The organism is Blastococcus sp. TF02-8, from assembly GCF_003319175.1.
Lineage (GTDB): Bacteria > Actinomycetota > Actinomycetes > Mycobacteriales > Geodermatophilaceae > Blastococcus.
The window spans coordinates 1-25,866 of the sequence record NZ_QOHK01000007.1 but is presented as its reverse complement, the minus strand read 5'-3'; the positions used below and the strand labels follow the sequence as shown (position 1 = coordinate 25,866).

The window sequence follows — 25,866 nt, the reverse complement described above, 5'->3', positions numbered from 1 at the left end:
GAGGTGGGTGCAGGACATGCAGTGCTACGCGGAGGCGATGGCCCAACAGCCTCCGAAGGACTCGCCCATCTGGGGCGGTCGCACGGATGGCGCCATCTATAACTGCCTCTTCTACACCGGCGGTGGGGCGTTCCCCGGTACCAACGGCTTCACCTTCTGGTCGGCCACCCCGCCGGCGGCTCCAGCTGCGGTTGATCCAGCGGTGCTCGCGCAACAGGCGTTGAGCACACTGACGGTGCCGTCACCGACGACGGGCCGGTACCCAGCAGGCCTCCTGCAGGAGGGGCAGCCGTTCACGGTCGTCAACGCCTACACCTGGTTCTGGACCGACCCGGGATCGTTCCGAGCACTGACCGCGCGTGCCGACGCCGGAGGCGTGTGGGCACAGGTGACGGTGACACCGACGGCGCTTTCGTTCACGCCGGGCGATGGGGCTGCCACGGTGTCGTGCCCGGGTCCTGGTGTGGCGTGGCAGCCGGGCGACGGGGTGTGGGCGGCATCGCCGGCGGGCTGTGACTACCGGTACCCGCACTCATCGATCCGCCAGCCCGATGGGCAGGTGACGGCGACGTACGGCATCCAGTGGTCGGTCACCTGGACGTCGTCGACGGGCGCCACCGGCACGCTGCCGGATCTGACGACGACCTCGAACGCGACGTTCGCGGTAGCGGAGGTGCAGTCGGTGGTGATCAGGTGACGACGCGGGTCAACGGGATGGCGTCGCCGGCGGCCGGACGCTATCCGGCTCCGGCGCCAGAGGCGGCGCCGCCGCCGGCTCCTCCCGTGCGTACCGCGGCGGCGAGGAGACGTGCCAGCCGCAAGTCGCTGGTCTTGAGCGTGCTGGTCGTGCTACTCGGGGGCCTGCTGGCCTTCGCCGCCGGCCAGATGCTGACCGCGCGGACCGAGGTGCTGGCGGTCGCCCGGGACGTGCAGCTGGGCTCGACGATCACCGCGGAGGACCTGACGGTCGCGAACGTGACGTCGGATCCCAACCTGTCACCGATCCCCGCCTCGCAGCGGTCCCAGATCGTCGGGATGGTCGCCCAGGTCCCACTGACCCGGGGAGAGCTGCTGACCGGCGCGCAGGTCGGCCCGGACAGCGGGTTCGCGGCGGGGGAGATGCTGGTCGCCCTGCCGTTGAAGGAGGGGCAGTTCCCAGCCCGTGGGCTGAGCCCCGGGCAGCAGGTGCTGATCGTGGAGACGCCCGGCAGCACCGGCGCGACCAGCGGCAGCAGTACTTCGAGGGACGAGACCAATGGCGTTCCCGATCAGCCAATCGACGCGACGGTCGCCGAGGTCGGACCGCTCAACCAGGCCACACAGGTGACGGTGATCGACGTGCGAGTCAGCGCGGACGACGGCGTGCGGGTGGCCGAGCTGGCCTCGACCGGCAACCTGGCGTTGATCCTGTTGCCGGCGGGGCGGTGAACTGATGCTCACCGTCGTGACGTCGGGCAAGGCCGCGCCCGGGGTGACCACCTCGACCTGGGCCCTGGCCCTGGCGTGGCCGGGCCCGTTGGTGGTCGCCGACTGTGACCCGGCCGGCGGGGACATGGCGCCGGGGCTGCTGGCCGGCCGGGTCGGCGCCGACCGGGGGCTCCTGTCATGGTCGACGGCGGCCCGGCGGGGTGTCCCGGCGATGCAGGCCGCCACGATGGTCGCCCAGCATGCGGTGCAGCTTCCCGAGCAGCCGCAGGTGTGGCTGGTTCCGGGAGTCACGACCGCCGCGCAGGGCACCTCGTTCACCGCCGACGCATGGGAGCGGCTTGCCTCGGCCCTGCACACGTCGAGCGCGTCGATCGGGCGGGACGCCTTGGTCGACGCCGGCCGACTGGTGACCGAGCGCGGCTGCTGGCCGGTGCTGCGGGCCGCCGACCGGGTGCTGCTGGTGGTGCGGCCCAGCGTGCGGTCGGTGCACGCGGCGCAGGATGCGACGCAACGACTGCGACACGAGCTCGGCGATTTGGCGAAGGTCACGGCACTCGTGGTCGGGGACGGGCCGTACTCCGCCGGCGAAGTCGCCAAGGCGTTGGACCTACCGCTGTCGGGCACGTTGCCCTATGACCGGACCGCAGCGCAGGCGCTCTCCGACGGCGCGACCGTCAGTCCGAAGACGCTGCAACGGTCCGCACTGCTGCGCGCGGCGTCGTCCCTGGCCAAGACGCTGACCAGTCCGACAGAGGCGTCCCGTGTCGCCGAGGCGGTGGCCGGATGAGGAACGAGGACACCGCGTCGCCGCCGCTGGAAGTGCCTGCCGCCCCCGACCTGCCGCGGCCCGCCCGCGAGCGTCCGCCGCTGCCGCCGCTCGAGCCGCTGGCTGCGGTGGCCGCGCCGGTCGACGCCACACCAGCCGATACCAAGGAGCTCACCAGTACCGAGTACCGCGTCGTGGTGGAGCTGCGTGATCGGGTGTCGACCCGCTTGACGGTGGAGGACAGGAACTACGCCCCGGGCCCGCGGCGCGAGCTGACCCGGAAGTTGATCCGCGACGAGTACGACCAGTGGCTGTTGCACGAGGCCAACCGCGGCCGTTCGGCGCCGGCGGTGACCACCGAGGACAGAATCTTCGCGGCCGTGCTGGCCGAGCTGGATGGGCTGGGGCGACTGGCTCCCCTGATGGCCCGGGACGACGTGGAAGACATCCACTTCGAGGGCTGCGAGCCGACGATGCTGCGGATGGCCAGCGGCCAACTCGTGGCCGGGCCGGCGATCGCCTCCAGCGACGAGGAGCTCGAGCAGCTGCTGAGGTCGATCGGTTCACGGTCGGACGACGGTCAGACCAGCCGCGAGTTCTCCTCAGCCAGCCCCATCCTGAACGTGCGGCTGAAGGGCGTGACGGAGCTCGGCGCGCGGCTGCAGGCGGCTATGGACGTGCTGCCGCGCCCGGCCGGGGTGATCCGGGTGCACCGGTTCAGTGATCCGAGCCTCGATGACCTGCACGAGATGAACATGGTCGACTCACCGGTGCGAGCCTTCCTGCAGGCGGCGATCCTCGCCGGTGCATCTCCGCTGGTCAGTGGAGCGCCGGGGGTCGGCAAGACAACGCTGCTGCGCGCGCTGGGCAACGCCATCCCGTGGAACAACGTGGTCATCACCGTGGAGGACGAGCGGGAGCTGGGTCTGCACCTGCCTCGGTGGGATCCCGAGCGCCGGCAGCTGGTCAGGCGGCACGCGGTATGCCGACCGTTCGAGTCCCGGCTGCCCAACGCCGAAGGCAGAGGCGGGTTCGACATGGGGGATGCGCTGCACCTGGCGCTGCGCGCGTCCCCGACCTGGGTGCTCGTGGGGGAGGTCCGCGGCGCCTACGTCACCTATCTGCTGGAGCCCCTGCTGGCCAGCGCCCGCACGCTTCGGCACGCCGAGCTGTCCGACGCCCGTACCGAGGCTAACCAGGTCAGCGAGCGGATGTCGCGCCCGCTGGCGCTCCTGGTCACCGGACTGACCCTGTTCGTGCTCGTCCCGTTCATGCTCCGCATGTTCGGGATCTCGTCCTGACCGCACCGCCTACCGGGAGGTTTCCAATGTTCCAGCCCACCATCCGTCGCGGTGCGCAGGCCGTCGTGGCGCAGTGCCTCATCGCCGTGTCTGTCATATCCCTGTCGGTCCTGGCCTGGCTGCGCGCCGATCAGGTCGCCGACGACAGGGGCTCGGACTCCTCGGAGAAGGCGTTCATGGTCATCCTGGCCATCGCTCTCGGCGGCGCGGTCAGCGCAGCGGCCATCGCGTTCGTGGCCAGCAAGACGTCGCTGTTCCAGTAGAACCGGCAGCGGTTCCATGCTCGAGGCGCGTACTCCGAACCGTGCGGCATCCGCGCCGCGCGGTCCGGTCGCGCGCCCAGGATCCCGCCGAGACCGCGGCCGCGGAAGCGAGCGGGGCTCATCCAGCGTCGAGTTCGCGATCCTGTTCCCCATCATCGTCGCGCTGCTGTTGGCCGGCCCGCAGCTCGCGCTGTGGTACTTCGCCCGGGAAGCGGCCGACGCCGCGGCGCATGTCGGAGCCCGCGCCGCCAGCGTCCATGGAGCGACCGGGGGAGCGGGGCAGGCGGCGGCGGACATGTACTTGGCCAGACTCGGGACCGGCGCGATCACCGACTACTCGGTGACCGAGTCCGACACCGCCACCACGGTCTCGGTGCACGTCACCGCCAGCGTGCCCAACGTGATCCCGCTGCCCGGCTTCGCCCCGACCGTCGATGTCACCGTGGTGCGCGGCAAGGAACGCTTTACCACCCCGGACTCGCCATGAGCCGCGATCTGCAGCCGGCTCCGAACGGCCGCCGACGGCGGTGGCGGGACGACCGAGGCTCGGAGTCGGTGGAGCTGGCGATCCTGCTGCCGGTCGGACTCCTCCTGGTGGCCATGCTGGTGGTCGGCGCCCGGATCGCGCTGGCCGGCGACCGCATCAGCGGCGTCGCCGGGATCGCAGCGCGGGACGCCTCGCTCGCCCGATCGGCCGCCGCGGCCCAGCAGATCGCCACCGACACCGCCACCACCGCACTGACCAGCCAGGGCCTGTACTGCATCGACGTGCAGGTCAGCGTCGACACCTCCGGGTTCACCGCGCCGCCGGGCGCCTCGGCATCGGTCACCGTCGCCGTGTCGTGCACCGTTGACCTGTCCGACATTGGTGGAGTTGCCGGCCTGCCCGGCTCCCGGACGCTGCATGACAGCGCCACCAGCCCGCTCGACCCTGCCAGGGACCTGTCGTGACACCCCGCCCGCAAGTCAGTGCTCAACTCCGGGACGACCGCGGGTCGGTGGCCGTGCTGTTCTGCTTCATCGTGCTCATCGTCGGCGTCCTGGTCACCGCACTCGTCGACGCCGGGACCGCGATCCAGGCCGCCAACCGCGCCGACACGTACTCGGCTGAGGCGGCCCGCGCGGCCAGCATCGCCATCGGCCCGGTTCCCACCGGCGGCAGCGCCGACTCGCAGTTGGCGGCGACCGCGGCCCGCTCCTACCTCGACCAAGCCGGCGCGACCGGCACGGTGACCGTCACCGGCCCCGGCATCGTCGAGGTCAGCGTGACCGTCACCGACTCGACGCCCCTGCTCGGCATCCCGGTCAGCCAGACCCGCGTGCACACCGCCCAGCTGCTGGTCGGGGTCACTTCGGGGGAGGGCCTGTCGTGACCGGCCACGCCGCCCGCCTGCTCAAGGCCGTGGGTGCCCTCCTGACGCTGCTCGCCGTCATCGTCGGCGTACCGGTGCTGATGGCGCTGCTGCACCTGGTTCCGGACAGCCTGCCGTCGCTGGACGAGGTCGGGGCCGTCCTGACGTCCCGCGACAACGGGCAGCTCGCTGGACTCGTCCTCGCAGCCGGCGTGTGGGTGTGTTGGGCCCTGTTCACCGCCTCGACAGTGGCGGAGATCGTGGCATTCGCCCGCGCACGGCCTATTCCGGTCCTCTCCGGGCTGGGAATCTTCCAGCGGCCGGCCGCCGCCCTGGTCGCCGCCGTCGCGGTCGGCTTCACCGTCGCTCCACTGGCCGCCGGCGGCCCCGCATCCACCGCAACGGCGCCGCCGCTGCCGGTCGCGGCCACATCCACCGCCGTCCCGGCGTCGGCGCAGTACGCCAGCGCACCGGCCATAGCGCAGACACCGGTCGCGTACTCGATGCCGGACGAGCACGCGCCTCCGGTCGCGACCACGACCTACCAGGTGCAGCGCCGGGACACCCTGTGGGCGCTGGCAGAGCGGTATCTCGGGGACCCGCTGCGATATCCGGAGATCGCCAGACTCAACCCGACCGCGGTCGGTCCGGACAACGAGATCTTCCCGGGCACGGTGCTGGTCCTGCCGCCCGACGCGGTCGGCCTGCCTCCGACGGGCCTAGCCCCGGACACCGCGAGAATCGTCGAGGACGTCACGGTGGAATCCGGTGACACCCTGTGGGACCTCACGGAGGAGATCACCGGCAGCGGGCACAACTGGCCACAAGCCTGGGAGCTCAACCGGGGACGCAGGCAACCCGGAGGCGCCACCTTCACCGACCCGTCGCTGATCCGACCGGGCTGGACGCTGAGCATCCCGGACCCGGCCAGTCCAGCGACGCCCGCACCCAGCGCACCGGCGCCTCCGGCAGCCGAGCCGGCACCGCCCACGACGCCGGCACCGCCATCAGCGCCAGGCCCGAGCACCGCCCCTCCAGCAGACCCGACCCCGCCGGGCACCAACGCGCCGCCTCCGGCCGCGCCCGGTCCGGCCACCAACGCCCCGACCTCGTCTCCCGCGGCTGCACCTAACAGCGTCGAGCCGTCGCAGGCGAGGCCTGACGAGACCTCGACGGGTAGCACTTCGGAGCTACCGATGATCGCCTTCGCCGCCGGCGGTGGGCTGCTGCTGGCCGGGGCCTCGCTGACCGCGTTGCTGCGCTACCGCCGCAGGCAGTTCCGGCAGCGACGTCCCGGCCGGACGATAGGCAGCACACCACCAGAGCTGGTGCACGTTGAACGAGCCCTGCTGAAGGCCGGCAGCGTCGGCAGTGCCGACGTCACCTGGCTGGACCAGGCGCTGCGGGCCCTGGTGCAGGCCCTGGCGAAGGTCGACGGCGCTCGCCTGCCCGACGTGGTGGCGGCCTACATGACCGACGACGTCCTGACTCTGGTACTCACTGAGCCGGCCTCGGAGGCCCCGGAGCCGTGGATGGTGGACGCAGCCGGCACCCGCTGGTCGATCCGGCGCGGTGATCCGCTGACCTACGACGAGCAGCGGCGGGCGTACTTCTTCGCACCGTTCCCCATGCTCGCGTCCGTGGGCTACACGGCCGAGGGCGAGCACTGGCTGCTCGACCTGGAACGGGTCGCGACCCTGTCCCTGTCCGGGGACGCCGAGCGTTGCCTGAACCTGGCCCGGTTCCTCGCTGCCGAGCTGGCGCACAACACGTGGTCGGAGATGCTGCAGGTGACCCTGGTCGGCTTCGGCAAGGAATTGGCCCAGATCAATCCTGACCGGCTCATCTACACCGACGACGTCGAGAAGGCGATCGCGGCGCTCGACGGCCACCTCGAATCGGTCACCGAGGCCATGCATATCGCCGACGTCGAGGTGCTGTCGGGCCGGTTGCGTGACGTGGCCGGCGACGCGTGGGCGCCGCGCGTCCTTCTCATCGCCCCGGACGTCGCCAAGGACAGCGCCGGGCTGGAACGGCTGATGACCGCCATGAAGCAGCAGCGCGCCCGCGGCGCGACCGCGTTGGTGCTCATCGACGACCCGGACCACGCGGACGCCGCCCGCTGGCAGCTGACTGTCGACGAGGCCGGCATGCTCACCATCCCTGCGCTGGGAGTCGAGCTGATCGCGCAGCAAATCCCGGCCGACGAGGCCGCGCAGCTGGCCCAGGTGCTCGCGCTGGCTACCGTGACGGACGACCGCCCGGTCCCACCCTCTCGCGGAGACGAGTCCTGGGACGAGCACGCCGACGCCTGCGGCGGCCTTCGAGTTGACCCGTCCCGCGCCGGCCGGCGGCAGCCGCCTGCGCCGGCCGAGGCGGACGACGTGCCGGCGGTCCACCAGGCAGGCACCGCGGCCTGGATGACCAACTCGGTGCTACCGCTGTCCGCGCAGACCTATCTGGACCGGGCCGCGACCACCGAACGGGACCTGCAGGCGCTGGCTCCGGTCACCGACGGACACACTCGCGACCAGGTCGAGTTCGCCGACCCTGCCCTGGACGCCGACCTCGCCGACTGGGCTGACCCGTCCTGCCCGCGGCCAAAGTTGACCCTGCTCGGCCCGGTAGAAGTGCGGGCGCAGGGCACCCTGCCCGAGCGCAACCCGCGGCGGCAGTTCTACACCGAAATCGTCGCCTACCTGGCCACCCGGCCCGGGGGCGTGACCAGCGAGCGCTACGCCACCGCGATCTGGCCCAACGAGCCCGACGTCGTCGGCAAGACCAAGGTGCGGCAGTCGATCTCGATCGTGCGCGCCTGGTTGGGCACCAACCCGGCGACCGGCGCGGACTACCTCCCGTCCGGGGTCACCGCCGGCGGGGTCGGCCGCTACCGCATCGACGACGTCCTCATCGACGCCGAGCTGTTCCGCCGACTGCGAGTCCGCGGGCTGGCCCGCGGTGTCGACGGCATCGCCGACCTGCGCGCCGCTCTCGACCTGGTCACCGGGCGGCCATTCGACCTGCCCGCATCGCGGCAGGGCGCGCCCGGCGGATACAGCTGGCTGGTCGAGGAGAACTCCCGACTGGACCACGAGTACGCCGCCATGATCGTCGACGTGGCGCACACCGTCGCGACGCACCACCTCGCCGCCGGCGAGCCCGAGCTCGCTGCGGCCGCCGCTCATGTGGCGTTGAAAGCCGGCAGCTACGAGGACGTGCCGCTGCTCGACCTGGTCGCCGCCTGCGACGCGCAGGACAACCGGGCGGAGGCCGACGCCTACGTCGCGCGCATTCTGGCCAACCACGACGCCGAGGTGGAGGAAGACCTACCACCCAGAACCGCCGAGATCCTCTTCCGCCGACAGTGGATCAACAGGGCCGGCTGACCAACGACGGAGGCGGTCGGAGGTACGGACCGCTACGGAAGGACCGACGAACCTGCAACGGCTTCCAGTAGCCGTCCGAACGGCGGTAGGACGATCAGTCCGCCCTGCCCGCCGGGGACGGCCTGAGCCGGCCCAGCGCGGCAGTGCCAGTTGCAGTGTCGCCACCCGTGGCTTCAGACGAGTGCCCCGCATAGCCTCTCCATCACCGGGCAATCTCTCGGGCGGTTCTTACGGGACACAGAGTCCGATGCATCCGATCTGATCTGCGGCGTTCCCGGTAAGGGTTGGTCCTACGGGAGACGACGGGGCATGCACTGTGAGTGCACGCTTCGCAGCGTGCGACACGTGGGCTTTACGCCGAAAGTGGCGCCCTGGCACCAGCGGCCAACCAAGGTAGAACTGCCGGCGTACAGCTCACCAAGTCTCGAGGACTCCGGTTACGGTCGGGGCGTTGCGCGCGAGGGTCGTGCGCCAGTCCAGCACTTGACTCTGCTGGAGTTGGCCGACGATCACGATTGGCGCTAGGCGGCGCTCGCTCGCCACGGTCTCGACCCATCCCGCGCCGATACGCGCCGGCGGTGTCGGGAGCGGCCTAGGCAAAAGCCAGGCGCCCGCTCGCCTGTCGGCCTCGTTCTCCGTGTCGTCCGTTTCGTCCTGGTCGTCCAGCGTCTCCACTAACACGTCGGACGAGACATGGCCGAGAATGACGTGGGCCACCTCGTGCAATAGCGTCCACAAGACTTTGTCCAAGCGTTTACCTCGCCCTGAGAGCGCAATGGTTGGGGTCTTGCCGAGCATGAACGCGCAGCCGTCAATCTTTGCCCCCGGTAGTGCCTCGACGTAGACGAGGACGAGGCCAGCGTCCGCGAAGCTTTCGGGCAGGCCGCGGAAGCCGGCTGGGCTACTGAGCAGTGTGGGCAGTTGTGCCGCCAGTCTCTCTAGCTTGGATTTGGAGAACGGCTTGACGCCTGTGCGTTTGCGGGCCGCGCGCCTAACACATGCCACCCAGGCGACTTGTACAGACGAGACGGGCTCGTCGTGGTTGCTCCGTCGGGCGGCGATGTGAAAGGCGGGGTCGTCGTCGATGCTGTCCAGCTCTAAGAGTTCGGCTACCTCTTCTTCGAGCTCGTCTAGATCTTTTCCAACTAATACACCACGCTTGCGCAACGTTGCGACCGGCACCAATCGGTTAAGGCGCGCGCGGCGTCGCACTTCTGACAACTCCTGCTGAGTCCTGGTGCTCTTTGCCTGCTCACTCAGCAAGTATTCATCCTGAAAGCTGAGCCAGAACTCGGGCGTCTGACCCAGGGCTGCACCGATCTGTGCCGCCGACTCACGAGTCACTTCCTTCTTGCCGTTTACGATCTCGGAGACGAACTGCACCGGTCGTCCGAGCACGGCGGCGAATTCCGCCTGGGTCCACCCGTGCGCTTCGATCTCCTCGGCGAGGAATCTGCCGACTGGCACCGGGTCGGGCACGCGATCGCTCATCGTCCTGAGTCCGTTCTGGTGGGCGCGATATCCAGCATCGCTGTGATGGGGCTGCTGTCTGCCTTGAAGGCGAGGGTGAGGGCGCGGTCGGAGCTCAGTTCAGTCCTGACCCGTCCGGGATCGTCGCGATCGGTGCGCAGGCGCAGGGAGCGCAGCGACAGTACGTCGCTGGGAATCCGCGCGGCTCGGATGCATTGAACGACGAGGCGCAGGCGGCTGACCTCGGCATGGCTCCAGTCCGGAGGCCGCACACCTGGCGGCCTCGCGGCATCACGCGCTCCGCGATCGAGGTACTCGATCTCCATCGGCCCTTCACTCTTCGGGTGATGCGGCACAACCTATCGGGCGGACTCGGGTCCGCCGACCCGCCTCGTTCCTCGACACGCCCGTCGTCATCGCCACGTCACCCTAAGGGTGATGAGCTGCTACCGTCTACCGACGACGCCTGGGGAGCCAGGCGCGGATCCAGGGAGTGAGCGCGTGATGACCGAAGCCGAGCTGTCGGCCAAGAACCCGACCAAGGACAAGGACTACGAGATCGCGATCAACGGGTCGCGCTTCGAGGTCGACGCCGAGACCGTCACGTACGAGCAGGTGGTTGGTCTGGGATTCCCCCACAGGGACCCCAACGTCATCTACTCGGTGGCCTATCGCAAGGCCAAGGGCGGGCACGGGGGTAGCGGAACCCTGGTGCCCGGCACCTCGGTGACCGTGAAGAAGAAGGGGACGAGCTTCGATGTCACTGCCACGACTCGTTCGTGACAGCCCGGATCTGTCGCGGCTCGTCAACGAGGGGTACGCCGTCCGCATCTTCGCCGGTCACCTGGCCGTCGACGACGTCCCGTTCGTGACCGCCGGAGGCACCGTCGTCCGCGGCAGTCTCGTCTGCCCCCTGGACATCCAGGGCGAGACCACTACTCCGCCGCAGACCCACGTGATGTGGTTCACCGAGATCCCGCACAGCAAGGAGGGGATGGAGCTCCAGGCTCTGATCCACCAGCGCGGACCGATACAGCTCGCCGGCGGCCTGATGGCGGCGTGCAGTTCCTCGATGAAGGCGCACGGCCGCGGCTACACCAACTACTACGACAAGGTGGTCGCATACGCCGGGCTGATCGTCGGCCACGCCCAGGCCATCGACCCCACGGCGATCCCCACCACGTTCAAGCCGGTCGCGTCGGACGAGACCGACAGCGTGTTCAAGTACCTGGACACGAACTCCAGCCGCGCAGGCATCACCGCCCTGGCGGAGAAGATCTCGCTGCCCAAGGTCGCGATCGTCGGTCTTGGAGGGACCGGCGCATACCTGCTCGATCTGCTCGCCAAGACGCCGATCCGTGAGCTGCACGTCTACGACGGCGACGTCTTCTCCACTCACAACTCCTACCGGTCACCGGGCGCGGCCAGCATCGAGGAACTCAACGCCGCCCCGCTCAAGGTGGACTACCACGCAGCCCGGTACGGACGACTGCGATGGGGCGTCGTGCCACACGCGGAGTACGTGACAGCGGACAACGTCGACGAGCTGCTCGAGATGAGCTTCGTGTTCCTCGCCATGGACGCGAACGAGGACAAGAAGGTCATCGTCGACGCGCTGACCGACGCGGGAGTGCCCTTCATCGACACCGGGTTGGGTGTGCGGCACGACGCCAATGGCTTGGCCGGGCTTCTCCGCGTCACTACGAGCCTGCCCGGGCAGCAGGGTCACATCCGGGACCACCAGCTGATCTCCTACGAGCTCGGCGATGGCGACGAGTACGAATCGAACATCCAGGTGGCCGAGCTCAACGCGCTCACCGCCATCCTGGCCGTCATCGCATTCAAGAAGCGTTGCGGTTTCTACAGCGACAGCGAGAGCGAACTGCACTCCCTGTACCGAATCGACACCAACGAAATCATCAACCAGTACGGCAACGACGAAGCCGAGGATGACGGCCCGACGGAGGCGGACACGACCGGTGAAGTCTGAAGAACTCGAACCCGTCTTCGTCGAGTATGTGCCGACAGACCTGGACGACGGGCTGCTGTACGTCTCGATGGAGTACGCAACCGCCTCCCACCGATGCGCGTGCGGCTGTGGCGTCAGGGTCGTGACTCCGCTGGGCCCTGCAGACTGGATCCTGACCTTCGACGGGCGGGTGACCCTGTCTCCGTCGGTGGGCAACGGACAGTTCGAGTGCGGGTCGCACTACCTGATCCGGCAAAACCGTGTGGTCTGGTGCCGACCCATGACGCGAGGTGCTGCACTAGCGACACACAAGCTCGACACCGCGCAGCGCGCACAGACCTACGGTGACGTTCCCCGTGCCGGCGTGCTGACGAGGCTGAGCCGCTGGCTGCGCCGGTTCCTGGGGCGCTCATGACGCCGGCGGTCACGAGATGTATGAGTTACCTCGAGCACGACAGTGACGTGGTTTGACTGGAAGAGACCCCCCGAAGGCGTGCGAATCGGTCAGAGCTGTGCGGCAAGATGCGCCGAACGGCGCTAAAAGGGCTGGAGGTGAAGTAGGCATTGAGATCGCGGATAGCTGGCGCATGGACGGGCTGGGATGGCAGCACCGTCGTTACGCTCGAGAACGGGTCGGTATGGCAGCAGGCGGAGTACTACTACCGCTATCAGTACAAGTATCGCCCACTGGTAGTCATTAGCGGAGGCAGGATGCAGGTCGACGGCATGGCCAAAGCCGTCAGGGTGCATCGTCTTCGGTAAGCGCAGATAGTGGACCAGCGCTCCGGCCGCGCGATGCTCGGCTCCCGGACGTCGCCGCCGTGGCCGCTGGCAGTCGAGTCCCGAGGTCGAGGAACTGCTGGCGACTAAGATCGAGCCAGGTAGGCAGCGCGGACATCGACCGACCTGCGGGCGCAGCGCGAGGGGTCAGCAGATCGCCCGATCGACGATCGTCCTCTGAATCGAGCACACATTCAGACCACAGTCGCAGCATGAATCAGTCCCTACCGCGAACAACAGAAACTGCAGTAGTCCTCGGCGCCCGACTGGTCCCACATGCAGGGGACGTCAGTCCCCGCGGGAGATCTAGTCGGACACCACCCGCTACGGCAGTAGCGCCGGATCGGTGTTGGTCCCCGTGCACATGCGCTCGAAGTGCTCACTGTCGATCGCTCGCAGGAACTCCATGCATCGCCGAATCTGTCCATGGACAGCACGGGCGTCGAGCACGTCAACACTCTCGCTGCCCTCGCCGTGCGAGAACCTGTTGCAGAAGTCGAACACGTCGCGGAACGGTTCGCCATCTTGAGCCTGGACGAGAACCTCGAGCTGCTTCAAGAAGTCCGTTCGGTGCGGCGCCTTGTAGCTGGCGAAGACCTCAAGGACCCGGCGAGCTGCATTGGGCAAGAGGAAGAGTCGCTCATGGTCCTCGGAGTCCGCGATCCCAGCCATGACCATGGAGAAGAGGTAGGCGTACTCCGACGTGTTGTTAAGCAGGAGTCGAGGGAGCTTGCCTACCTTCGACCGGCGCTCGCCATCGACTGTCGCCGCGTACATCTCGAGGAACGAGACCTTCGGGAAGCGAATCTCGTCAGCGTTGCCCTGTGTGATTCGCTTCATGGAGCTGCCCCACGCGTTCTTGTGGGACTTGATGAAGAGCCTCAGCAGGCTGAAGTCATGGGTCAGGATGATGTATTGGCCGAAGCCCTTCAGCGTGTCGATGAGCCACTGATGGGTCGCAAAGAGTGCTTCCCGGTCGAGCGAGCTTGACGGGTCATCGATCACCACGACCCGCTGCGAGGGGTCGCCGCCGGGTACCTGCTCGTCCTCGAGCTTCCGGAGAAAGTACAGGAGCGAGAGGGTGGTCCGTTCGCCGTGGCTGAGATCTGTGCCTGGCTTGTCACCACGTCGACAGGCGTAGGACTTCCCGTCCGCCGTGACAGCAACGCTGAGATGGTCCTTGCCGTAGACGCGGGCGAGGTCGCGCGTCAGGGTGTCGGCCATGTCCTTGGTGGTGAACTGCGCCTGCCGCACCTCGTCCAGTCGCCGCTCCGCGAGTTCCGCTGCCTTCTTGCTGGTCAAGCTCTTTGTGGCGCTGTCCTTGGCCTGTTCTTCGAGGTCGCGGAAGGCTCCACTGTGTGACCCCACCAGATGGTCAAGGACGGTCTGCTTCCGCTCAGCGGTGACCTCCTCGTGGCGACGAGCCTGGTGATTGTGCTCGTTGACCGCCTGGGCGAGCACCGTGATGGACGGTGCGCTGTTCAGCACCGACCAGTCCGGCGCTTCGGGCGTCACGCTGGGGTCAGAAACCTTAGCGTTGAGTGCGCTCTCGACCTGTGTAAGCGTGGCCACATGCTCGTCGACTTCAGCCCTCGCTTGCGTCACCGCTTCCTCGTAGACCGACCGGAGTTCGCTGGCGAGACCCGTGGAGGCCGGCAACGCGACATGCCAGGCCGCGAGCGCTTGTCTCTCGCGGGTGACTTCGGCAAGTAGGTCCTTCGCCTCGCCGCGGATTCGAAGCCAGCTCTCGTCGAAGTGCCAAGCGAGCTGATCGCGCCGGTCGCGGCTGATATCTCCCGCGCAGAAGAGACACTGGTCGAGGTCCTTATGCAGCCCGAGTCCTTGCTCGACCCAGGCCTGAGCGGTCGGGTTCCCTTCAAGGGCTTCAAGGGCCACTCGGGTCGGAGTCTCGGCTAACAGTTCGGAGAGCCTAGCCAGTCCTCCAGCAATGCCAGCAGGCGGGGGAGGCAGCTCTGCGACAGGAGCTGGGGCACCCTCTCCCAAGCGCTTCAATGCCTCCGCGTGCGCGTTGCTGTCGGGGAACTCGCCCTTGTACTTACGCAGTTCGTCTTGGACCTTCGGGATGGAGTAGCGGTTCTTCGTGAAGTGGTTGTAGTCGAACTCCTTGAGTTCGGAGATGATCCTGTCCTGGACGTCCCGGGTCAGCTTCTCAACCTTGGTGTCCGCGGCCTTTTCGTGCTTCTTAGCTTCGGCTGCGTCCGCTCGTAACCGCTTGACCTCCTCTTCAAGTCGCGCCTCTTCGTCCTTGGCATCGATGGCCTCCCGCCCAAGAGTCACGATGGCCGAGGCGCTATCGCCGTCAAGGAAGTCGGCGAGGTTCGCTTCAACCCACTTGCGCGTGAAAACCGCCATGGAAGATGAAGGGGTCAAGCCCGGTGGCGTGGTGTGTGACGGCGACCGCGTGATTTTCGGTTCGGTCAGGCGCTGAGCGCCGGAATGGTCGGGGTGGTTACCTCCTCGTCGGCGGTTGTGTCGTTCACGGGGCGGATGCGGCAGCGGGCCAGCACGTCAAGGCCGAGGTAGCGGCGGCCTTCGGTCCATTCGTCGTGCTGCTCGGCGAGGACGGCGCCGACGAGCCGGATCACCGAGTCGCGGTCGGGGAAGATGCCGACCACGTCGGTGCGGCGGCGGATCTCCCGGTTGAGCCGTTCGGCCGGGTTGTTGGACCAGATCTGCTTCCAGACCTCCTTGGGGAACGCGGTGAAGGCCAGCACGTCGGCGCGGGCGCCCTCGAGGTGCTCGGCCACCTTCGGCAGCTTGTCGGCCAGCGCGTCGAGGACCCGGTCGAACTGGGCGTGCACGGAGCTGGCGTCTGGCTGGTCGTAGACCGAGTGCAGCAGCGCCTTCACCCACGGCCAAGAGCCCTTGGGAGTGGCGGCCATCAGGTTCGCCGCGTAGTGCGTGCGGCAGCGCTGCCAGGCCGCACCCGGCAGGGTCGCGCCGATCGCCTCGACCAACCCGCGGTGCGCATCGGAGGTGACCAGTTGCACGCCGGTCAGACCACGGGCGGTCAGGTCGCGGAAGAACCCGAGCCAGCCGGCGCCGTCCTCGGCACTGGTGACCTGCAGGCCGAGGATTTCCCGGTGCCCGTCGCCGTTGACTCCGCTGGCGACCAGGGCGTGCACGTTGACCACCCGCCCGCCCTCGCGAACCTTGAGCACGAGCGCGTCGGCGGCGACAAAGGTGTAGGGGCCGGCGTCCAGCGGCCGGTGCCGGAAGTCAGCGACCTGCGCGTCGAGGTCCTTGGCCATCTCGCTGACCTGCGACTTCGACAGCCGGGTGATGCCCAGGGACTCCACGAGCTTCTCCATCCGCCGGGTGCTCACCCCCAGCAGGTAGCAGGTGGCGACCACGGTGGTCAGCGCCCGCTCCGCGCGGCGGCGGCGCTCCACCAGCCAGTCGGGGAAGTACGACCCGGCCCGCAGCTTCGGGATGGCGACGTCCAAGGTGCCGGCGCGGGTGTCGAAGTCGCGGTGCCGGTAGCCGTTACGGACGTTGGTGCGCTCGGCGCTGCGCTGCCCGTACTCAGCGCCGCAGACCGCGTCGGCCTCCGCCGACATCAGCGTGTTGATGAACGTGGTCAGCATCTGCCGCAGCAGATCAGGGCTGGCCTGCTCCAAGTGCTCGTGCAGGAAGCGGGCAGGGTCGATCATGGGTGCAGCGGTCATCGCGTGGAACTCCTCGATCTTGAGCGGGAACTCAGTTCGAAGAATCACGCGGTGGCCGCCTACACGTCTACGCCCACGCCCTCACCCGGGCGGCGGGGATCGCACACCACCTTGGTGGACGCCACTGATGAAGGGCTCACTTCACCCGAGCCGACGGTGGTTCGCTGCCCGTCCTCATGCTCCCAGACAACACCCGTGGCGCATGAACCTTCGGCGAGGCTGAGGAGGAGCTCGGACAGCGTGGACTTGCCGCTGCCGTTGTGGCCGTAGACCACTGTGCGGCAGCCTGACGGGAGGTTGTCAGGCCAGAAGCCCTTGTCCAAGGACCGCCATGGGGCCTTGAGATCGAGTCGGCGAAGCATGTTCGGACCATAGTTTTGACCCCCGACACCCTGGCGGGGAACATGCCAGCGCCGAGACGGTCAGCACGACGTCATGCGTCACCAGGGAACGGCCAGGTGGGATCCAGCGCTGGCCAACTGCGGACGGGTGGCCGGAGCGCGAGCCAGCCAGCGTCAGCCCCCTGTTCTCGGGCCGTTGTCGCATGAGTGACCGCGTGCTAGCCAGTGCACACTCGCCGCTCGCCTCCGTGCCCCGATGGGGATCCTGCAGCGGGACCCGTGGTCGTCGAAGCCGGAACCCGAGTGGAGGGCGGGTGCTGAACGACGGGCCGCTGGACGCCCCTGGCCGAAGCCGGACGGCGCCTGGCCGGTAGGTGGCCGAAGGTTGGACGAGCCCAGATGTCAGGCTGTCATCCGTGGCGGGGCGCTGGCTGGCTGACTGGGCGCACCTGGTGACGCTGGCAGGGCTGGCATCCACCGTCTGGGGGATCTCGCTGGCCTGGACGGCGGCCGTTAACGACTACCGGACCTTCGCCGGGCGGCCGGTCTTCCCGAGGCTTACTGCGCTCACGGCTTGGTTCCGTCGGCATGTCCTCCGGCAGCGACGCGAAGTAGTTGTTCTCGGTGGCATGGCCAACGCCACGCTCTCGGCCACAGGGACGCTGACGGCCACCGGCGAGGTCGGGCTACCACCGGACGCGACTCCGGAGCAGCAATTCGAGTACGTGCGGGAACGGCTCGCTGGCCTGCAAGGTGAGCTGTACCGGCTGGACAGGTCCGTCGGCGAGACCGAGCGACGATTGAGTCAGGAGATCAGCCAAATCCATGCGGAGTCCCAGCGCCGCGACGACGAGCTCCAGGAGTCTGTGCGGCGTGTGGCGACTGGCTCCGTCAAGCGGGAGCTGAAGGGCCTCTTGCTGGTCGGCATCGGTTCCCTGCTGACTGCCATCCCTTCGCTGTTTGGCTGAGGGCCGCAGCACCTATCCTCGTCTAGCCTGCCGGCCTGAGTCGCCTTCTTGGCGTCGCTGAGGCCAGCGGCAGATTCTCGCCGGTCAACCCCTACGGCAACATCCCGGCGGTTCGATCTCTCGCGGCGCCGACATCCTGCAGGGGATCCCCTTGCGGAGCTCCAGCGTCGCCGTCACCGAGAACCGCCCGAACGCCGCCGCGGCGCTTGCTCCACGGGCGCCGGAGGAGGCGTTGGCCCTGGCCGGCAAAGCCGATCTGCTTCCCGGGGCAGCGGGATAGCGCGCAGCCACCCTCCGGGGTTGCCCCGGCTCAGGTTGAACGCCCGGCGCGCCGATGGAACGGCAAGGGATCGACAGAAGGCGCGATCCAGATGCTCGGAGGACCACCCACATGTTGCTGTTCGAAGGCCTCGCCGCGGTCGCGGCCAAGATCGCCGGTGCCGGCGCAGTGGCGCAGGCCACCGCAGGCCTCGGCATCGCTGTGGCTGGTGTCACCGGAGCGGGCGCCGTCGGCGCTCTGCCCGCCTCGCTGCAGGACCCGGTGGCCGCCGCGGTCGAGACCGTGTCGCCGTTCGACCTTCCCGACTCCGACGACAGCCTCGAGACCGACGACTCGGGCCTCGACGGGCCGGGCGACCTGCCCGATGCAGCCGACACCGACGACAGCGACGGCCCCGACCACTCCGACGACCCGGCTCGGCTGGCTGCCGAGGCCGAGGAGCAGGCCCGCGAGGCCGCCGAGGAGGCCGAGCAGCAGGCCCGCGAGGCCGCTGAGGAGGCTGCCGAGCAGGCTCGTGAGGCTGAGGAGGAGGCCCGCGAGGCCGCCGAGGAGGCTGAGGAGCAGGCCCGCGAGGCCGCCGAGGAGGTCGAGGAGCAGGCCCGCGAGGCCGCCGAGGAGGTCGAGGAGCAGGCCCGCGAGGCCGCCGAGGAGGCGTCCAAGCCGGACAACTCCGGCTCCGGCTCGGCCAACTCGGGCTCCGGCGGTGGGGACGACGACTCCAGCGATTCGGACGACGACTGACACCTACGGCGTCTGACGCACCAGCAGGGCCCCGCTCGGACGAGCGGGGCCCTGCTGCCGTGGGGCTACATGCCGCAACCCAGACAGGCTGATCACGCGGTAGCGGATCGGTTTCCGGGATACACGCGCGCCAGGTGCGGCGAGCGAATCAGGGGCGCCTTCGTCGTCAAATCTCGCGGGCGTCACCCCTCGCTGCTTGCTCCGTCACCCCCCGCCGCCGGATACCGCGTGTCCTCGGACGCGATAGCGGGACAGCGCTGGTCAAGGGGTGACGTGACCGCCCCTGTCACCCCTGCCGAGGGGTGACGGCTCGTTGAACGTCTCTGCAGAGCGTCGACGGCATCACACCGATGCCGGAGGACCCGCACATGTTCCACGATCCCACCATCGTCGGCAGCTGGCCGGCGCTCGCCGCACGTCTGGACGACGACGCCATCCTCGTCCGTTGGGCAGCCAACGAGACAGCCCTGATCGGGCTGAGCAGCGTCCATGACCTGCTCGCCGTCTGGGCCGACGACGGCGCGGACGACCGCCGCGACGTCGTGCTCGCCGCGCTCGTCCGGCTGGCCGCTGTGGACGGTGGCCGCGACGACGACGCGCTGCTGCTGACGCTTCACTTGCTCAGCGGGCTGGTGCGGACGATGGCCAGGCAGCTCGCAGACCTGAACCTCGACATCCTCGCCGTGGTCGTCGGCGAACTCGCGTGCCAGATCCGCCGCTACCCATGGCGGCGCCGGCCTCGGGCGATCGCGGCGAACCTGCGCGCCGAGACCCGGCGGGCGGTACTCGCCGAGCTGCGACCCAGCAGCCGCTACCACCCCGGCCGGATCGAGATCCCGACCGCTACGGGCGACATCACTCGGATAGCAACTGCGAGCGCCGACGAGGAAGGGGAGGACCTCGACGTCGTCGACCTCCTGCAGTGGGCGGTGCGCTCAGGAGTCGACGCCGAGGACGTCGCACTGCTGATCGCCACCGAGTGCAGCCGCGACCGGCAACACCGGTGCGCCGACCAGAAGGTCGCCGCCGCACACGGCATCACGACGCGCACGCTGTACCGCCGGCGGAACCGCACCCTGACCGCCTTGCGCGGCGTGGCTCCTCAGTACCTGGCGGCCGTCGCGTGAGCCCACTGCTGCAGGACGTCGACGAAGCCGGCGTGACGGGCGGTGTGGCCAGCGGCGGCGACGTCGACCCCGACGAGCGACTGCTGTCGGTCGCGGAGATCCAGCAGGCGTTCCGCGAGCTGCGTGCCCGTCGTCTGCGAGCTTCCGGAAGCAGGCTCGCGGCGCCGACGCGTCTCCACGAGCTCTCCGTGTCCGAGGATCGTGCACCGGCGGGTGCACCGGTTCTGTCTCCGCGCCGCACAAGGCGAGACGGGGACAGCAAGGCGCTCCCGGCTGGAGAGGACACGCACTGCGAGCGGTGGGCTGACAGCGGTGACAGAGCGCCGCAGCGAGGCACGAGCAGGGGTCACAGCGCGCCCACGCCTGTCCCGGGCAGGGGTGACATCGACGCGCTGGGGGCCGACTGGGTCACGGTCGTAGCGGCACACGCCGGTGCCGGCGCCTCCACGGTGGCGCTGGCCATCAGCGACGCTGCGGCAGCCACCGACCGGCGGGTGCACCTGGTGGAGACCGCACATCCCCGCCGGTCGGGGCTGATTGCCGCGGCGTCGGCGGAGCTGGGCACCGACGCCGCCGGCGCGTGGCGACGTGGTTCCCGCGACTGCGTCACGATCGACCGCCGCGTCGCGGACGTGGAGCCTTGCGGCTGGCCGGTCCTCCCGAGCAGCGAGGAGCCGGCGGTCACCGTCCTGGATCTCGGGCTGCCTGCTCCGGAGGACCTGGCCCGGCTGGCCGCGACCGTACGAGCACCGTCGTCGTCTGCCGGCCGACCGTGCCCGGGGTGCGACTGACCGAGCACGTGCTGAGCCAGCTCGCCGGGCAGCCGGTGATGGTGGCCGTCGTGGGCCCGGCGCGCTGGCCCCGAGCGGTGAAGGCCAACTGTGGTCCGCAGCTTCACGAGTTGAGGTCGCGGGGACGGGTGGTCCGGGTTCCGGTCGACGGACGACTGCAGACCGCCGGTCTGACCGGGGACCGGTTGCCCAAGGGAGTGGAGGCCGCCGGCCGGTCGCTGGCCGCGCTGCTGATGCCAGCCGTGTCACCGCAGGATCGGCATCGGCACCGGGCGGCAGCGTCCCAGCCAGGCGCGGCGGGGGAGACACGGTGAAACCCCGCATGAAAGCAGCCGTACGAGCGGCCTCGACCGTCGCGTTCGTCGCTGCGGGCCTGGTCGTGCTGACCGCGTTGCCTGCCACCGCGGCGCCGGTGGAGTTGACCGCGGCGGTCTGCCCGGAGGCGCCGCCGGGAGTGCAGGCATTCGCCGATCAGGTGACGGCGTGGGTGAAGTGGGGGGTGCTGGCGCTGATCGGGATCGCCGCGGTCGTGTCGCTCGGCTCGATCCTGGTGGGCCGGATGTTCTCCCATCCGCATGCCTCCCGGTACGGGGCGATGGGCGTCGCGGTGGTCGTGATGGTGGCCATCACCTACACGGTCATCCTGGTCATCCTCGGATCGATTACCGGCAGTGGGTGCACCTGATGCGCCGCCGTCTCGACGTCCATGGGAGCGGTGCGCAGGAGTGGAGCCCGGCGCGTCTTCTTACGGCGCTCGTGGTCAGCGCGGTGGTGGCGCTGGCGGTGCTGGCCGGCCTGGTCGTGGCAGTTGTCGTAGGGCTGACCGAGGAACCGGACGAGAGGGAAGCCGCACGACAGGCTGCGGCTCCCTCTCAGGGCATGTCGCGTCAGGATGCGCTGGCCGTCGCGCCGATGCCGACCGCCGACCCGGAAGACGCGCTGCCCGGCCCGTTGTCGAGACACGCTGCAGGCGTTCTCGAGTTGCCACGCGCCACCGGCGTGGGCCCGGCGGACGTGCCCACCGGCTTCCCGCGTACCCCGGAGGGTTCGCTGGCGCAGCTGGCGGCGATCGACGTGACGGCGATGCAGACCGGCTCGATGGACGGCGTGCGACGGGTGATCGCCGAATGGGCCGCTCCGGGCGGGCCGACCCCGGAGACGTGGTCCGGCGTGGACGGCATGGCGAGCCTGCTGTCTGCAGCGGGGCTCTCCGGTGCGGGGTCTCCGCAGCTGGCGATCGTCGTCCGCCCGGTGATGGGGCTGATCAAGGGCACGGTGGGCGAGGACTTCGCCGTGGTGTGCGTGAACTTCGAGTTCACGGTCACCGTGGAGCAGACCTCCCGGATCGCGATCGCCGACTGCCAGCGCATGGCCTGGGTCGGGGACCGGTGGGTCATCGGCCCAGGGGAGGAGCCGGCGCCGGCTCCCTCGGTCTGGCCAGGCACCGAGGCGGCGATCGCGGCCGGCTGGCGGGATCTGCGCCATGTCTAGGCCGCAGCTGGCCCAGTGCGGCCGGTTGCCGCGCCCGCAGATGCTGGTCGTCGTCCTGATGCTGGCGGTGGTGGGCTGGCTGGCAACCACGGTTCCGGCTTCGGCCGACTCGACGGTCGTGGCCTTCCCCGCAGCTCCGGCGGCGGACGATGGCTCGCTGCCGTGCCTGCCGATCAACCCGTTCTGCGTGATCGGCGAGGCAGCGGGCGCGGTGGTCGCCGACGTGTGGGTCAGCGCCATGTTGTCGCTCTGGGAGGCCGGGCTATGGCTGCTGGGACTGGCCTTCTCGGTGATCGACGCCCTGGCCACCCCGGACCTGTCCGCCGATGGCCCGCTGGCCGGCGTATATCCGGTGACCTTCGGCATCGGCGCGACCGTGGCCGCGCTGATGGCCATGGTGCAGCTGAGTATCGCCGCGGTGCGCCGGGACGGGCAGACGCTGGGCCGGCTGCTGATCGGACTGCTGCAGTTCGGGCTGGTCTGGGCCAGCTACATCGGGGTGGCGGCGCTGCTGGTCACCGGCGTCTCAGGACTGACCACCGCCCTGCTGCGCAGCCTGCTTGATATCGACAACCTGGCCTCTTTCGACCCGTCGATCAGCGTGAGCCGCGACCTGGTCGACGGCACGGTCGCCACCGTGCTGGGGGTCAGTTCGATCTTCCTGCTGGTGCCGGCCAGCGTGGGCTACCTGCTGCTGATGCTGGTCCGCGAGGCGGCGCTGATAGTGCTGGCCGCGACCTCGGCGATCTCGGCAGGAGGACTGCTGGCGCAGACGTCGAGCACCTGGTTCTGGCGAAGCCTCCGCTGGTTCCTCGCCGCGCTGCTGGTTGCCCCCGTCGCCGTGCTCGTCCTCGGCGTCGGAGTGACCATCACCGAGGGCATCCTCACCGGAGCAGAGAAAGCGAGCACCGAGGCCGCGATCGGCATGGCGGTGGTCGGCTGCCTACTGATCCTGCTTGGAGCGATCTGCCCGCTGGCGCTGTTCCGGCTGCTGGCCTTCGTCGACCCCGGCACGTCGAGTGGGGCGGGGTTGCGCTCCTCTCTGGCCGCCTCCGGCGGAGTCATGGGAGCGCTGCAGAAGGCTGGTGGCGGACGAGCGGCCGTGGCCACCGCGGCGGCAGGTGCCACATCCGGTGGGGTGGCCGCCTCCGGTGCAGCGGCGCAGCTGGCCGGCGACCGCGCGCAGGGCGAGTCGACCGCAGACGCGGCGACCAGTGGGCGCTTCGCCGGCGCGCTGCGAGCGCTGACCACGGGTACCTCCACGGCCGGCCGACTGGCCGCGGGGGTGGCCGCCTCGGCGTCAGACGTGCTGTCGGGCGCCGGAGTCGGGCACACCCACCCGTACTATGGGCAGCCGCTGCCCGCCCGGGTACCGGTGCGCGGCAACGGCTCCGGTGGAGGGACGGCGACCGAAGGCGGGCACGGCGGAGGGCGCCGTCCCGAAGACGGCGGAACACAGCCGACGAAGCTGACCGGGAACGGGCATGCCCACTATCCCGGAGGCGCATCTTCCGCGGCCTGGCCCGCCGAACGCCTCGACGGCATGGCACCTGACCGGCCCGGCGAGAGCGACCCGTTCGGTCCCGACCAGGACGACGCGCGATGAACGCCATCCGCTACGGCGACTACTCCCGCGACGTCTCGGGCTGGTTCCTCGGGATGACCGGCGCTCAGCTGGCCCTGGCCACCCTCGCCGGCATGCCGGCGCTGCTGGCCCTGAACGCGCAGGCATGGGGGCTGTTCGCCGTCTGGCTGCCGGTGTGGGCGCTGCTGGTCGCCGTGCTGTTGGTCCCCATCCGGGGGCGCGCGGCCGGCCGCTGGTTCGGCGATCTCTGCCTGTACGCGATCGGAGGAGCGATGGGCTGGACGATGTTCGGCTCTCGAGCCGCTGCCGGGACGGCCGAGGACCTGTCCGAAGCGGACCTGCCAGGGGTGCTCGCCGGCATCCGCACCCACGACGGGCCCCCCTACGGGCAGCTGTTCACCCGACCGGTGATCGTGCAGAACTCCGCGGCGCGCACGTGGGCGGCCGTGGCGCGGATCGACCATCCGGGCATCGGCCTGGCCGAGCCGGCCGACCGGGACAGGATGGGCGCCGGTCTGGCTGAGGTGTGCGAGATCGCCGCGCGCACCGAGCTGGTCGACGTCCTGGCATTGCAGGTGCGCACGGTCCCCGACGACGGCGCCGAGCGCGCCGCCTGGGAGCGAGCCCACACCCGTTCCGACGCCGCGCCCCTAGCCGCCCAGGTGAACGCACTGCTGGGCGCCACCCTCACCCCGGCGGCGGTGCGCACCGAGGCGTTCGTGACCGTCGTCGTCGGCGAGAGCCGGATGGGTCGGGCCGCGAAGGAATCCGGCGGTGGGGTGGACGGCCGCGCGCGGGTGCTGCACGGGGTCATGGCCGAGGTCGAGAGTGCGTTGCGCGGCCCGGTCGGCTGCACCGCCGTCACCTGGCTGGACTCGGCGGCACTCGCTGCGGCGGTACGCACCGGATTCGCCCCGGGCGACCGCGGCCAGCTCGTCGCCGCCGACCTGGCCGCAGCCAACGGCGTCCAGTTGGCGACCGGGGTGCCGATGGCCGCCGCCGGACCGACGTACGCCCGCGCCGAGGTGCGGCACTACGTGCACGACGCGTGGGCGTCGGTCACCGACACAATCCTGCTGCCCGACTCCGGGGCGGTGCTCGGCGCACTGGCCCCGGTGCTGATCCCTACGACGGCGGGGGAGCGGCGCTGTCTAACGGTGTTCCTCGCCCCGCTGCCGCTGGACCGTGCCACCCGGCTGGTCGGCCGGGAAGAGATGAGCGCCACCACGGGTAACGAGCTGCGCGCCCGCATGGGGTTCCGGCAGCGGGCCCGGCAGCGGCGCGACACCGAACGGATCGGTGCCGCGGACGAGAAGCTGGCCGCCGGCCGAGCGCTGGTTCGTCCCGCCGTCGCCGCCTGCGTCACCGTCCCGGCCACGTGGCCGGTGGACGAGCACGGCCGCCGGCTCGAAGCCTCCATCCGTGCCGCTGGTTACGTGCCGTTGCGGTTGGACCTGACGCAGGACGCCGGGTTTGCCGCCGCGGCCATTCCCCTCGGCGTCGGGCTGCCCGACCGCAGGGGACGACGGTGAACCGCCGCGGTCCCCGCCGGGGCCGGGACGTCGCCGTCCTGCTCGACGACTTCGGCCACCGGCTCCCCGCCGTCCCGGCCGTCGAGACGGCGGGACGGGAACGCGGGCCGTTCACCGCGCTGGTGCCCCGCCGCGGGCCGGGCGGCCGCGGCCGGGGTCGCGCAGTGGCGCTCGCGCCGCTCTCGGTGTGGCGAATGACGTCGGAGCAGACGCCGGTGGTGTGGCCGCTGATCGCCACCAGCGGGCTGCCGCCCACCGGCGCGCAGATGGGCATCGACCTGCTGTCGGGCGGGGCGTTCTACTGCGATCCGGTTGGCTGGGTCACCGACGACGCCATCCCGGTCACCAACCCGAACGTCGTCGTCTTCGGCAAGCCCGGCCGCGGCAAGTCCGCCACCGTCAAGGCCTTCGCGCTGCGGATGCTGGCATACGGCTACCGCACCCTGATCCTGGGCGATACCAAGGACGAGTACGAGCCACTGTGCCGCGCGCTGGGCGTGGAGCCGTTCGTCATCGGCCACGGACTGTCCGCACGAGTCAACCCGCTGGCCTTCGGCCCGCTCGACCACGGCTGGGACCGGCTCGACGCCGCCGAGGCCCGCCGCC

The 25,866-nt window shown here is 69.9% G+C and carries 25 protein-coding genes and 1 pseudogene; 21 read left to right on the top strand and 5 right to left on the bottom strand.

All coding sequences use genetic code 11. The features are described from left to right. Window positions 1-7 precede the first annotated feature (7 nt). The 9 genes from DQ237_RS14365 (at window position 8) to DQ237_RS14325 (ending at window position 8,496) form a co-directional block, all read left to right on the top strand. Complete coding sequence (locus DQ237_RS14365) at window positions 8-697, top strand: hypothetical protein (protein WP_240619641.1); 690 nt, start codon at window positions 8-10, stop codon at window positions 695-697. Window positions 698-837: 140 nt separating this feature from the next. After that, window positions 838-1,428 carry an SAF domain-containing protein gene (locus DQ237_RS14360; protein ID WP_240619640.1) on the top strand — a complete coding sequence of 197 codons (591 nt, stop codon included), beginning with the start codon at window positions 838-840 and terminating at the stop codon, window positions 1,426-1,428. A gap of 4 nt (window positions 1,429-1,432) precedes the next feature. Continuing rightward, window positions 1,433-2,215, top strand: coding sequence for a hypothetical protein (locus DQ237_RS14355; protein ID WP_113800835.1), 783 nt, complete (start codon window positions 1,433-1,435; stop codon window positions 2,213-2,215). After that, the gene (locus DQ237_RS14350) at window positions 2,212-3,495 is read left to right on the top strand and encodes an ATPase, T2SS/T4P/T4SS family (protein WP_240619639.1); all 1,284 of its coding nucleotides are present in this window, start codon (window positions 2,212-2,214) and stop codon (window positions 3,493-3,495) included. Before DQ237_RS14355 ends, DQ237_RS14350 begins: the two co-directional genes overlap by 4 nt. Before the next feature lie 26 nt (window positions 3,496-3,521). After that, entirely contained in the window at window positions 3,522-3,758 is a 237-nt protein-coding gene (locus DQ237_RS14345) for a hypothetical protein (protein WP_113800834.1), read from the top strand. Window positions 3,759-3,774: 16 nt separating this feature from the next. Next, window positions 3,775-4,245, top strand: a complete 471-nt coding sequence (locus DQ237_RS14340; protein ID WP_113800833.1) for a TadE family protein — start codon at window positions 3,775-3,777, stop codon at window positions 4,243-4,245. After that, entirely contained in the window at window positions 4,242-4,709 is a 468-nt protein-coding gene (locus tag DQ237_RS14335) for a pilus assembly protein TadE (protein WP_113800832.1), read from the top strand. Before DQ237_RS14340 ends, DQ237_RS14335 begins: the two co-directional genes overlap by 4 nt. 47 nt (window positions 4,710-4,756) lie before the next feature. Then, window positions 4,757-5,131 (top strand): hypothetical protein, encoded by a 375-nt coding sequence (locus DQ237_RS14330; protein WP_113800831.1) that lies wholly within the window; start codon window positions 4,757-4,759, stop codon window positions 5,129-5,131. Continuing rightward, entirely contained in the window at window positions 5,128-8,496 is a 3,369-nt protein-coding gene (locus tag DQ237_RS14325) for a LysM peptidoglycan-binding domain-containing protein (RefSeq protein ID WP_113800830.1), read from the top strand. The genes DQ237_RS14330 and DQ237_RS14325 overlap by 4 nt, the downstream gene beginning before the upstream one ends. A 414-nt stretch (window positions 8,497-8,910) precedes the next feature. On the opposite strand, the gene DQ237_RS14320 is transcribed toward DQ237_RS14325, so the two are convergent. Then, on the bottom strand, window positions 8,911-9,987 hold the full coding sequence (locus DQ237_RS14320; protein ID WP_113800829.1) for a helix-turn-helix domain-containing protein: 1,077 nt from the start codon (window positions 9,985-9,987) through the stop codon (window positions 8,911-8,913). Continuing rightward, complete coding sequence (locus DQ237_RS19470) at window positions 9,984-10,292, bottom strand: hypothetical protein (protein WP_014375620.1); 309 nt, start codon at window positions 10,290-10,292, stop codon at window positions 9,984-9,986. Before DQ237_RS19470 ends, DQ237_RS14320 begins: the two co-directional genes overlap by 4 nt. A gap of 178 nt (window positions 10,293-10,470) precedes the next feature. Here DQ237_RS19470 and DQ237_RS14315 point away from each other — a divergent pair, with 178 nt between their 5' ends. The 3 genes from DQ237_RS14315 to DQ237_RS14305 are packed head-to-tail and all read left to right on the top strand — an operon-like array spanning window position 10,471 to window position 12,350. Next, window positions 10,471-10,749 carry a multiubiquitin domain-containing protein gene (locus DQ237_RS14315; protein WP_051004909.1) on the top strand — a complete coding sequence of 93 codons (279 nt, stop codon included), beginning with the start codon at window positions 10,471-10,473 and terminating at the stop codon, window positions 10,747-10,749. After that, a complete protein-coding gene (locus DQ237_RS14310) occupies window positions 10,724-11,956 on the top strand; it encodes a ThiF family adenylyltransferase (protein ID WP_113800827.1) in 1,233 nt (410 codons plus the stop codon). The genes DQ237_RS14315 and DQ237_RS14310 overlap by 26 nt, the downstream gene beginning before the upstream one ends. Beyond that, window positions 11,946-12,350 (top strand): DUF6527 family protein, encoded by a 405-nt coding sequence (locus tag DQ237_RS14305; RefSeq protein ID WP_014375623.1) that lies wholly within the window; start codon window positions 11,946-11,948, stop codon window positions 12,348-12,350. Before DQ237_RS14310 ends, DQ237_RS14305 begins: the two co-directional genes overlap by 11 nt. Window positions 12,351-13,039: 689 nt before the next feature. Here the strand turns inward: DQ237_RS14305 and DQ237_RS14300 are convergent. Together DQ237_RS14300 and DQ237_RS14295 are read right to left on the bottom strand one after the other, a co-directional pair. After that, complete coding sequence (locus DQ237_RS14300) at window positions 13,040-15,088, bottom strand: AAA family ATPase (protein WP_240619638.1); 2,049 nt, start codon at window positions 15,086-15,088, stop codon at window positions 13,040-13,042. A gap of 65 nt (window positions 15,089-15,153) precedes the next feature. Further along, window positions 15,154-16,404, bottom strand: a complete 1,251-nt coding sequence (locus DQ237_RS14295; protein WP_113800826.1) for an IS256 family transposase — start codon at window positions 16,402-16,404, stop codon at window positions 15,154-15,156. Window positions 16,405-17,161: 757 nt separating this feature from the next. Here DQ237_RS14295 and DQ237_RS14285 point away from each other — a divergent pair. The 3 genes from DQ237_RS14285 to DQ237_RS14275 all read left to right on the top strand — a co-directional run bounded on the left by DQ237_RS14285 (window position 17,162) and on the right by DQ237_RS14275 (window position 19,861). Next, window positions 17,162-17,713: a hypothetical protein gene (locus DQ237_RS14285; RefSeq protein ID WP_113800825.1), complete on the top strand. Its 552-nt coding sequence runs from the start codon at window positions 17,162-17,164 to the stop codon at window positions 17,711-17,713. Between the two features lie 391 nt (window positions 17,714-18,104). Continuing rightward, the gene (locus DQ237_RS14280; RefSeq protein WP_113800824.1) at window positions 18,105-18,734 is read left to right on the top strand and encodes a hypothetical protein; all 630 of its coding nucleotides are present in this window, start codon (window positions 18,105-18,107) and stop codon (window positions 18,732-18,734) included. A gap of 368 nt (window positions 18,735-19,102) precedes the next feature. Further along, entirely contained in the window at window positions 19,103-19,861 is a 759-nt protein-coding gene (locus DQ237_RS14275) for a hypothetical protein (RefSeq protein ID WP_113800823.1), read from the top strand. Here the strand turns inward: DQ237_RS14275 and DQ237_RS14270 are convergent. Continuing rightward, window positions 19,837-20,040, bottom strand: coding sequence for a hypothetical protein (locus DQ237_RS14270; RefSeq protein WP_113800822.1), 204 nt, complete (start codon window positions 20,038-20,040; stop codon window positions 19,837-19,839). The two genes, DQ237_RS14275 and DQ237_RS14270, sit on opposite strands and share 25 nt — an antisense overlap. A 270-nt stretch (window positions 20,041-20,310) precedes the next feature. Here DQ237_RS14270 and DQ237_RS14265 point away from each other — a divergent pair, with 270 nt between their 5' ends. From DQ237_RS14265 to DQ237_RS14235, 6 genes and pseudogenes are all read left to right on the top strand, one after another. After that, window positions 20,311-20,652 (top strand): hypothetical protein, encoded by a 342-nt coding sequence (locus DQ237_RS14265; RefSeq protein ID WP_113800821.1) that lies wholly within the window; start codon window positions 20,311-20,313, stop codon window positions 20,650-20,652. Window positions 20,653-20,962: 310 nt separating this feature from the next. Further along, window positions 20,963-21,337, top strand: a complete 375-nt coding sequence (locus DQ237_RS14255) for a hypothetical protein (RefSeq protein WP_240619637.1) — start codon at window positions 20,963-20,965, stop codon at window positions 21,335-21,337. Beyond that, complete coding sequence (locus DQ237_RS14250; RefSeq protein ID WP_113800990.1) at window positions 21,337-22,143, top strand: hypothetical protein; 807 nt, start codon at window positions 21,337-21,339, stop codon at window positions 22,141-22,143. The genes DQ237_RS14255 and DQ237_RS14250 overlap by 1 nt, the downstream gene beginning before the upstream one ends. Continuing rightward, the gene (locus tag DQ237_RS14245; protein ID WP_113800819.1) at window positions 22,136-23,749 is read left to right on the top strand and encodes a hypothetical protein; all 1,614 of its coding nucleotides are present in this window, start codon (window positions 22,136-22,138) and stop codon (window positions 23,747-23,749) included. The genes DQ237_RS14250 and DQ237_RS14245 overlap by 8 nt, the downstream gene beginning before the upstream one ends. Beyond that, window positions 23,746-25,260: an SCO6880 family protein gene (locus tag DQ237_RS14240; RefSeq protein WP_113800818.1), complete on the top strand. Its 1,515-nt coding sequence runs from the start codon at window positions 23,746-23,748 to the stop codon at window positions 25,258-25,260. Before DQ237_RS14245 ends, DQ237_RS14240 begins: the two co-directional genes overlap by 4 nt. After that, window positions 25,257-25,866: pseudogene (locus DQ237_RS14235) on the top strand (ATP-binding protein); the annotation flags it as partial. The gene DQ237_RS14240 and the pseudogene DQ237_RS14235, both read left to right, overlap by 4 nt.

Excerpts from the sequence above, each read along its gene's own strand:
- DQ237_RS14355 (WP_113800835.1), top strand. The coding sequence starts at position 1,433 with ATGCTCACCGTCGTGACGTCGGGCAAGGCCGCGCCCGGGGTGACCACC.
- DQ237_RS14350 (WP_240619639.1), top strand. The coding sequence starts at position 2,212 with ATGAGGAACGAGGACACCGCGTCGCCGCCGCTGGAAGTGCCTGCCGCC.
- DQ237_RS14345 (WP_113800834.1), top strand. The coding sequence starts at position 3,522 with ATGTTCCAGCCCACCATCCGTCGCGGTGCGCAGGCCGTCGTGGCGCAG.
- DQ237_RS14340 (WP_113800833.1), top strand. The coding sequence starts at position 3,775 with ATGCTCGAGGCGCGTACTCCGAACCGTGCGGCATCCGCGCCGCGCGGT.
- DQ237_RS14335 (WP_113800832.1), top strand. The coding sequence starts at position 4,242 with ATGAGCCGCGATCTGCAGCCGGCTCCGAACGGCCGCCGACGGCGGTGG.
- DQ237_RS14320 (WP_113800829.1), bottom strand. The coding sequence starts at position 9,987 with ATGAGCGATCGCGTGCCCGACCCGGTGCCAGTCGGCAGATTCCTCGCC.
- DQ237_RS19470 (WP_014375620.1), bottom strand. The coding sequence starts at position 10,292 with ATGGAGATCGAGTACCTCGATCGCGGAGCGCGTGATGCCGCGAGGCCG.
- DQ237_RS14315 (WP_051004909.1), top strand. The coding sequence starts at position 10,471 with ATGACCGAAGCCGAGCTGTCGGCCAAGAACCCGACCAAGGACAAGGAC.
- DQ237_RS14310 (WP_113800827.1), top strand. The coding sequence starts at position 10,724 with ATGTCACTGCCACGACTCGTTCGTGACAGCCCGGATCTGTCGCGGCTC.
- DQ237_RS14300 (WP_240619638.1), bottom strand. The coding sequence starts at position 15,088 with ATGGCGGTTTTCACGCGCAAGTGGGTTGAAGCGAACCTCGCCGACTTC.
- DQ237_RS14295 (WP_113800826.1), bottom strand. The coding sequence starts at position 16,404 with ATGACCGCTGCACCCATGATCGACCCTGCCCGCTTCCTGCACGAGCAC.
- DQ237_RS14280 (WP_113800824.1), top strand. The coding sequence starts at position 18,105 with ATGTTGCTGTTCGAAGGCCTCGCCGCGGTCGCGGCCAAGATCGCCGGT.
- DQ237_RS14275 (WP_113800823.1), top strand. The coding sequence starts at position 19,103 with ATGTTCCACGATCCCACCATCGTCGGCAGCTGGCCGGCGCTCGCCGCA.
- DQ237_RS14250 (WP_113800990.1), top strand. The coding sequence starts at position 21,337 with ATGCGCCGCCGTCTCGACGTCCATGGGAGCGGTGCGCAGGAGTGGAGC.
- DQ237_RS14245 (WP_113800819.1), top strand. The coding sequence starts at position 22,136 with ATGTCTAGGCCGCAGCTGGCCCAGTGCGGCCGGTTGCCGCGCCCGCAG.
- DQ237_RS14240 (WP_113800818.1), top strand. The coding sequence starts at position 23,746 with ATGAACGCCATCCGCTACGGCGACTACTCCCGCGACGTCTCGGGCTGG.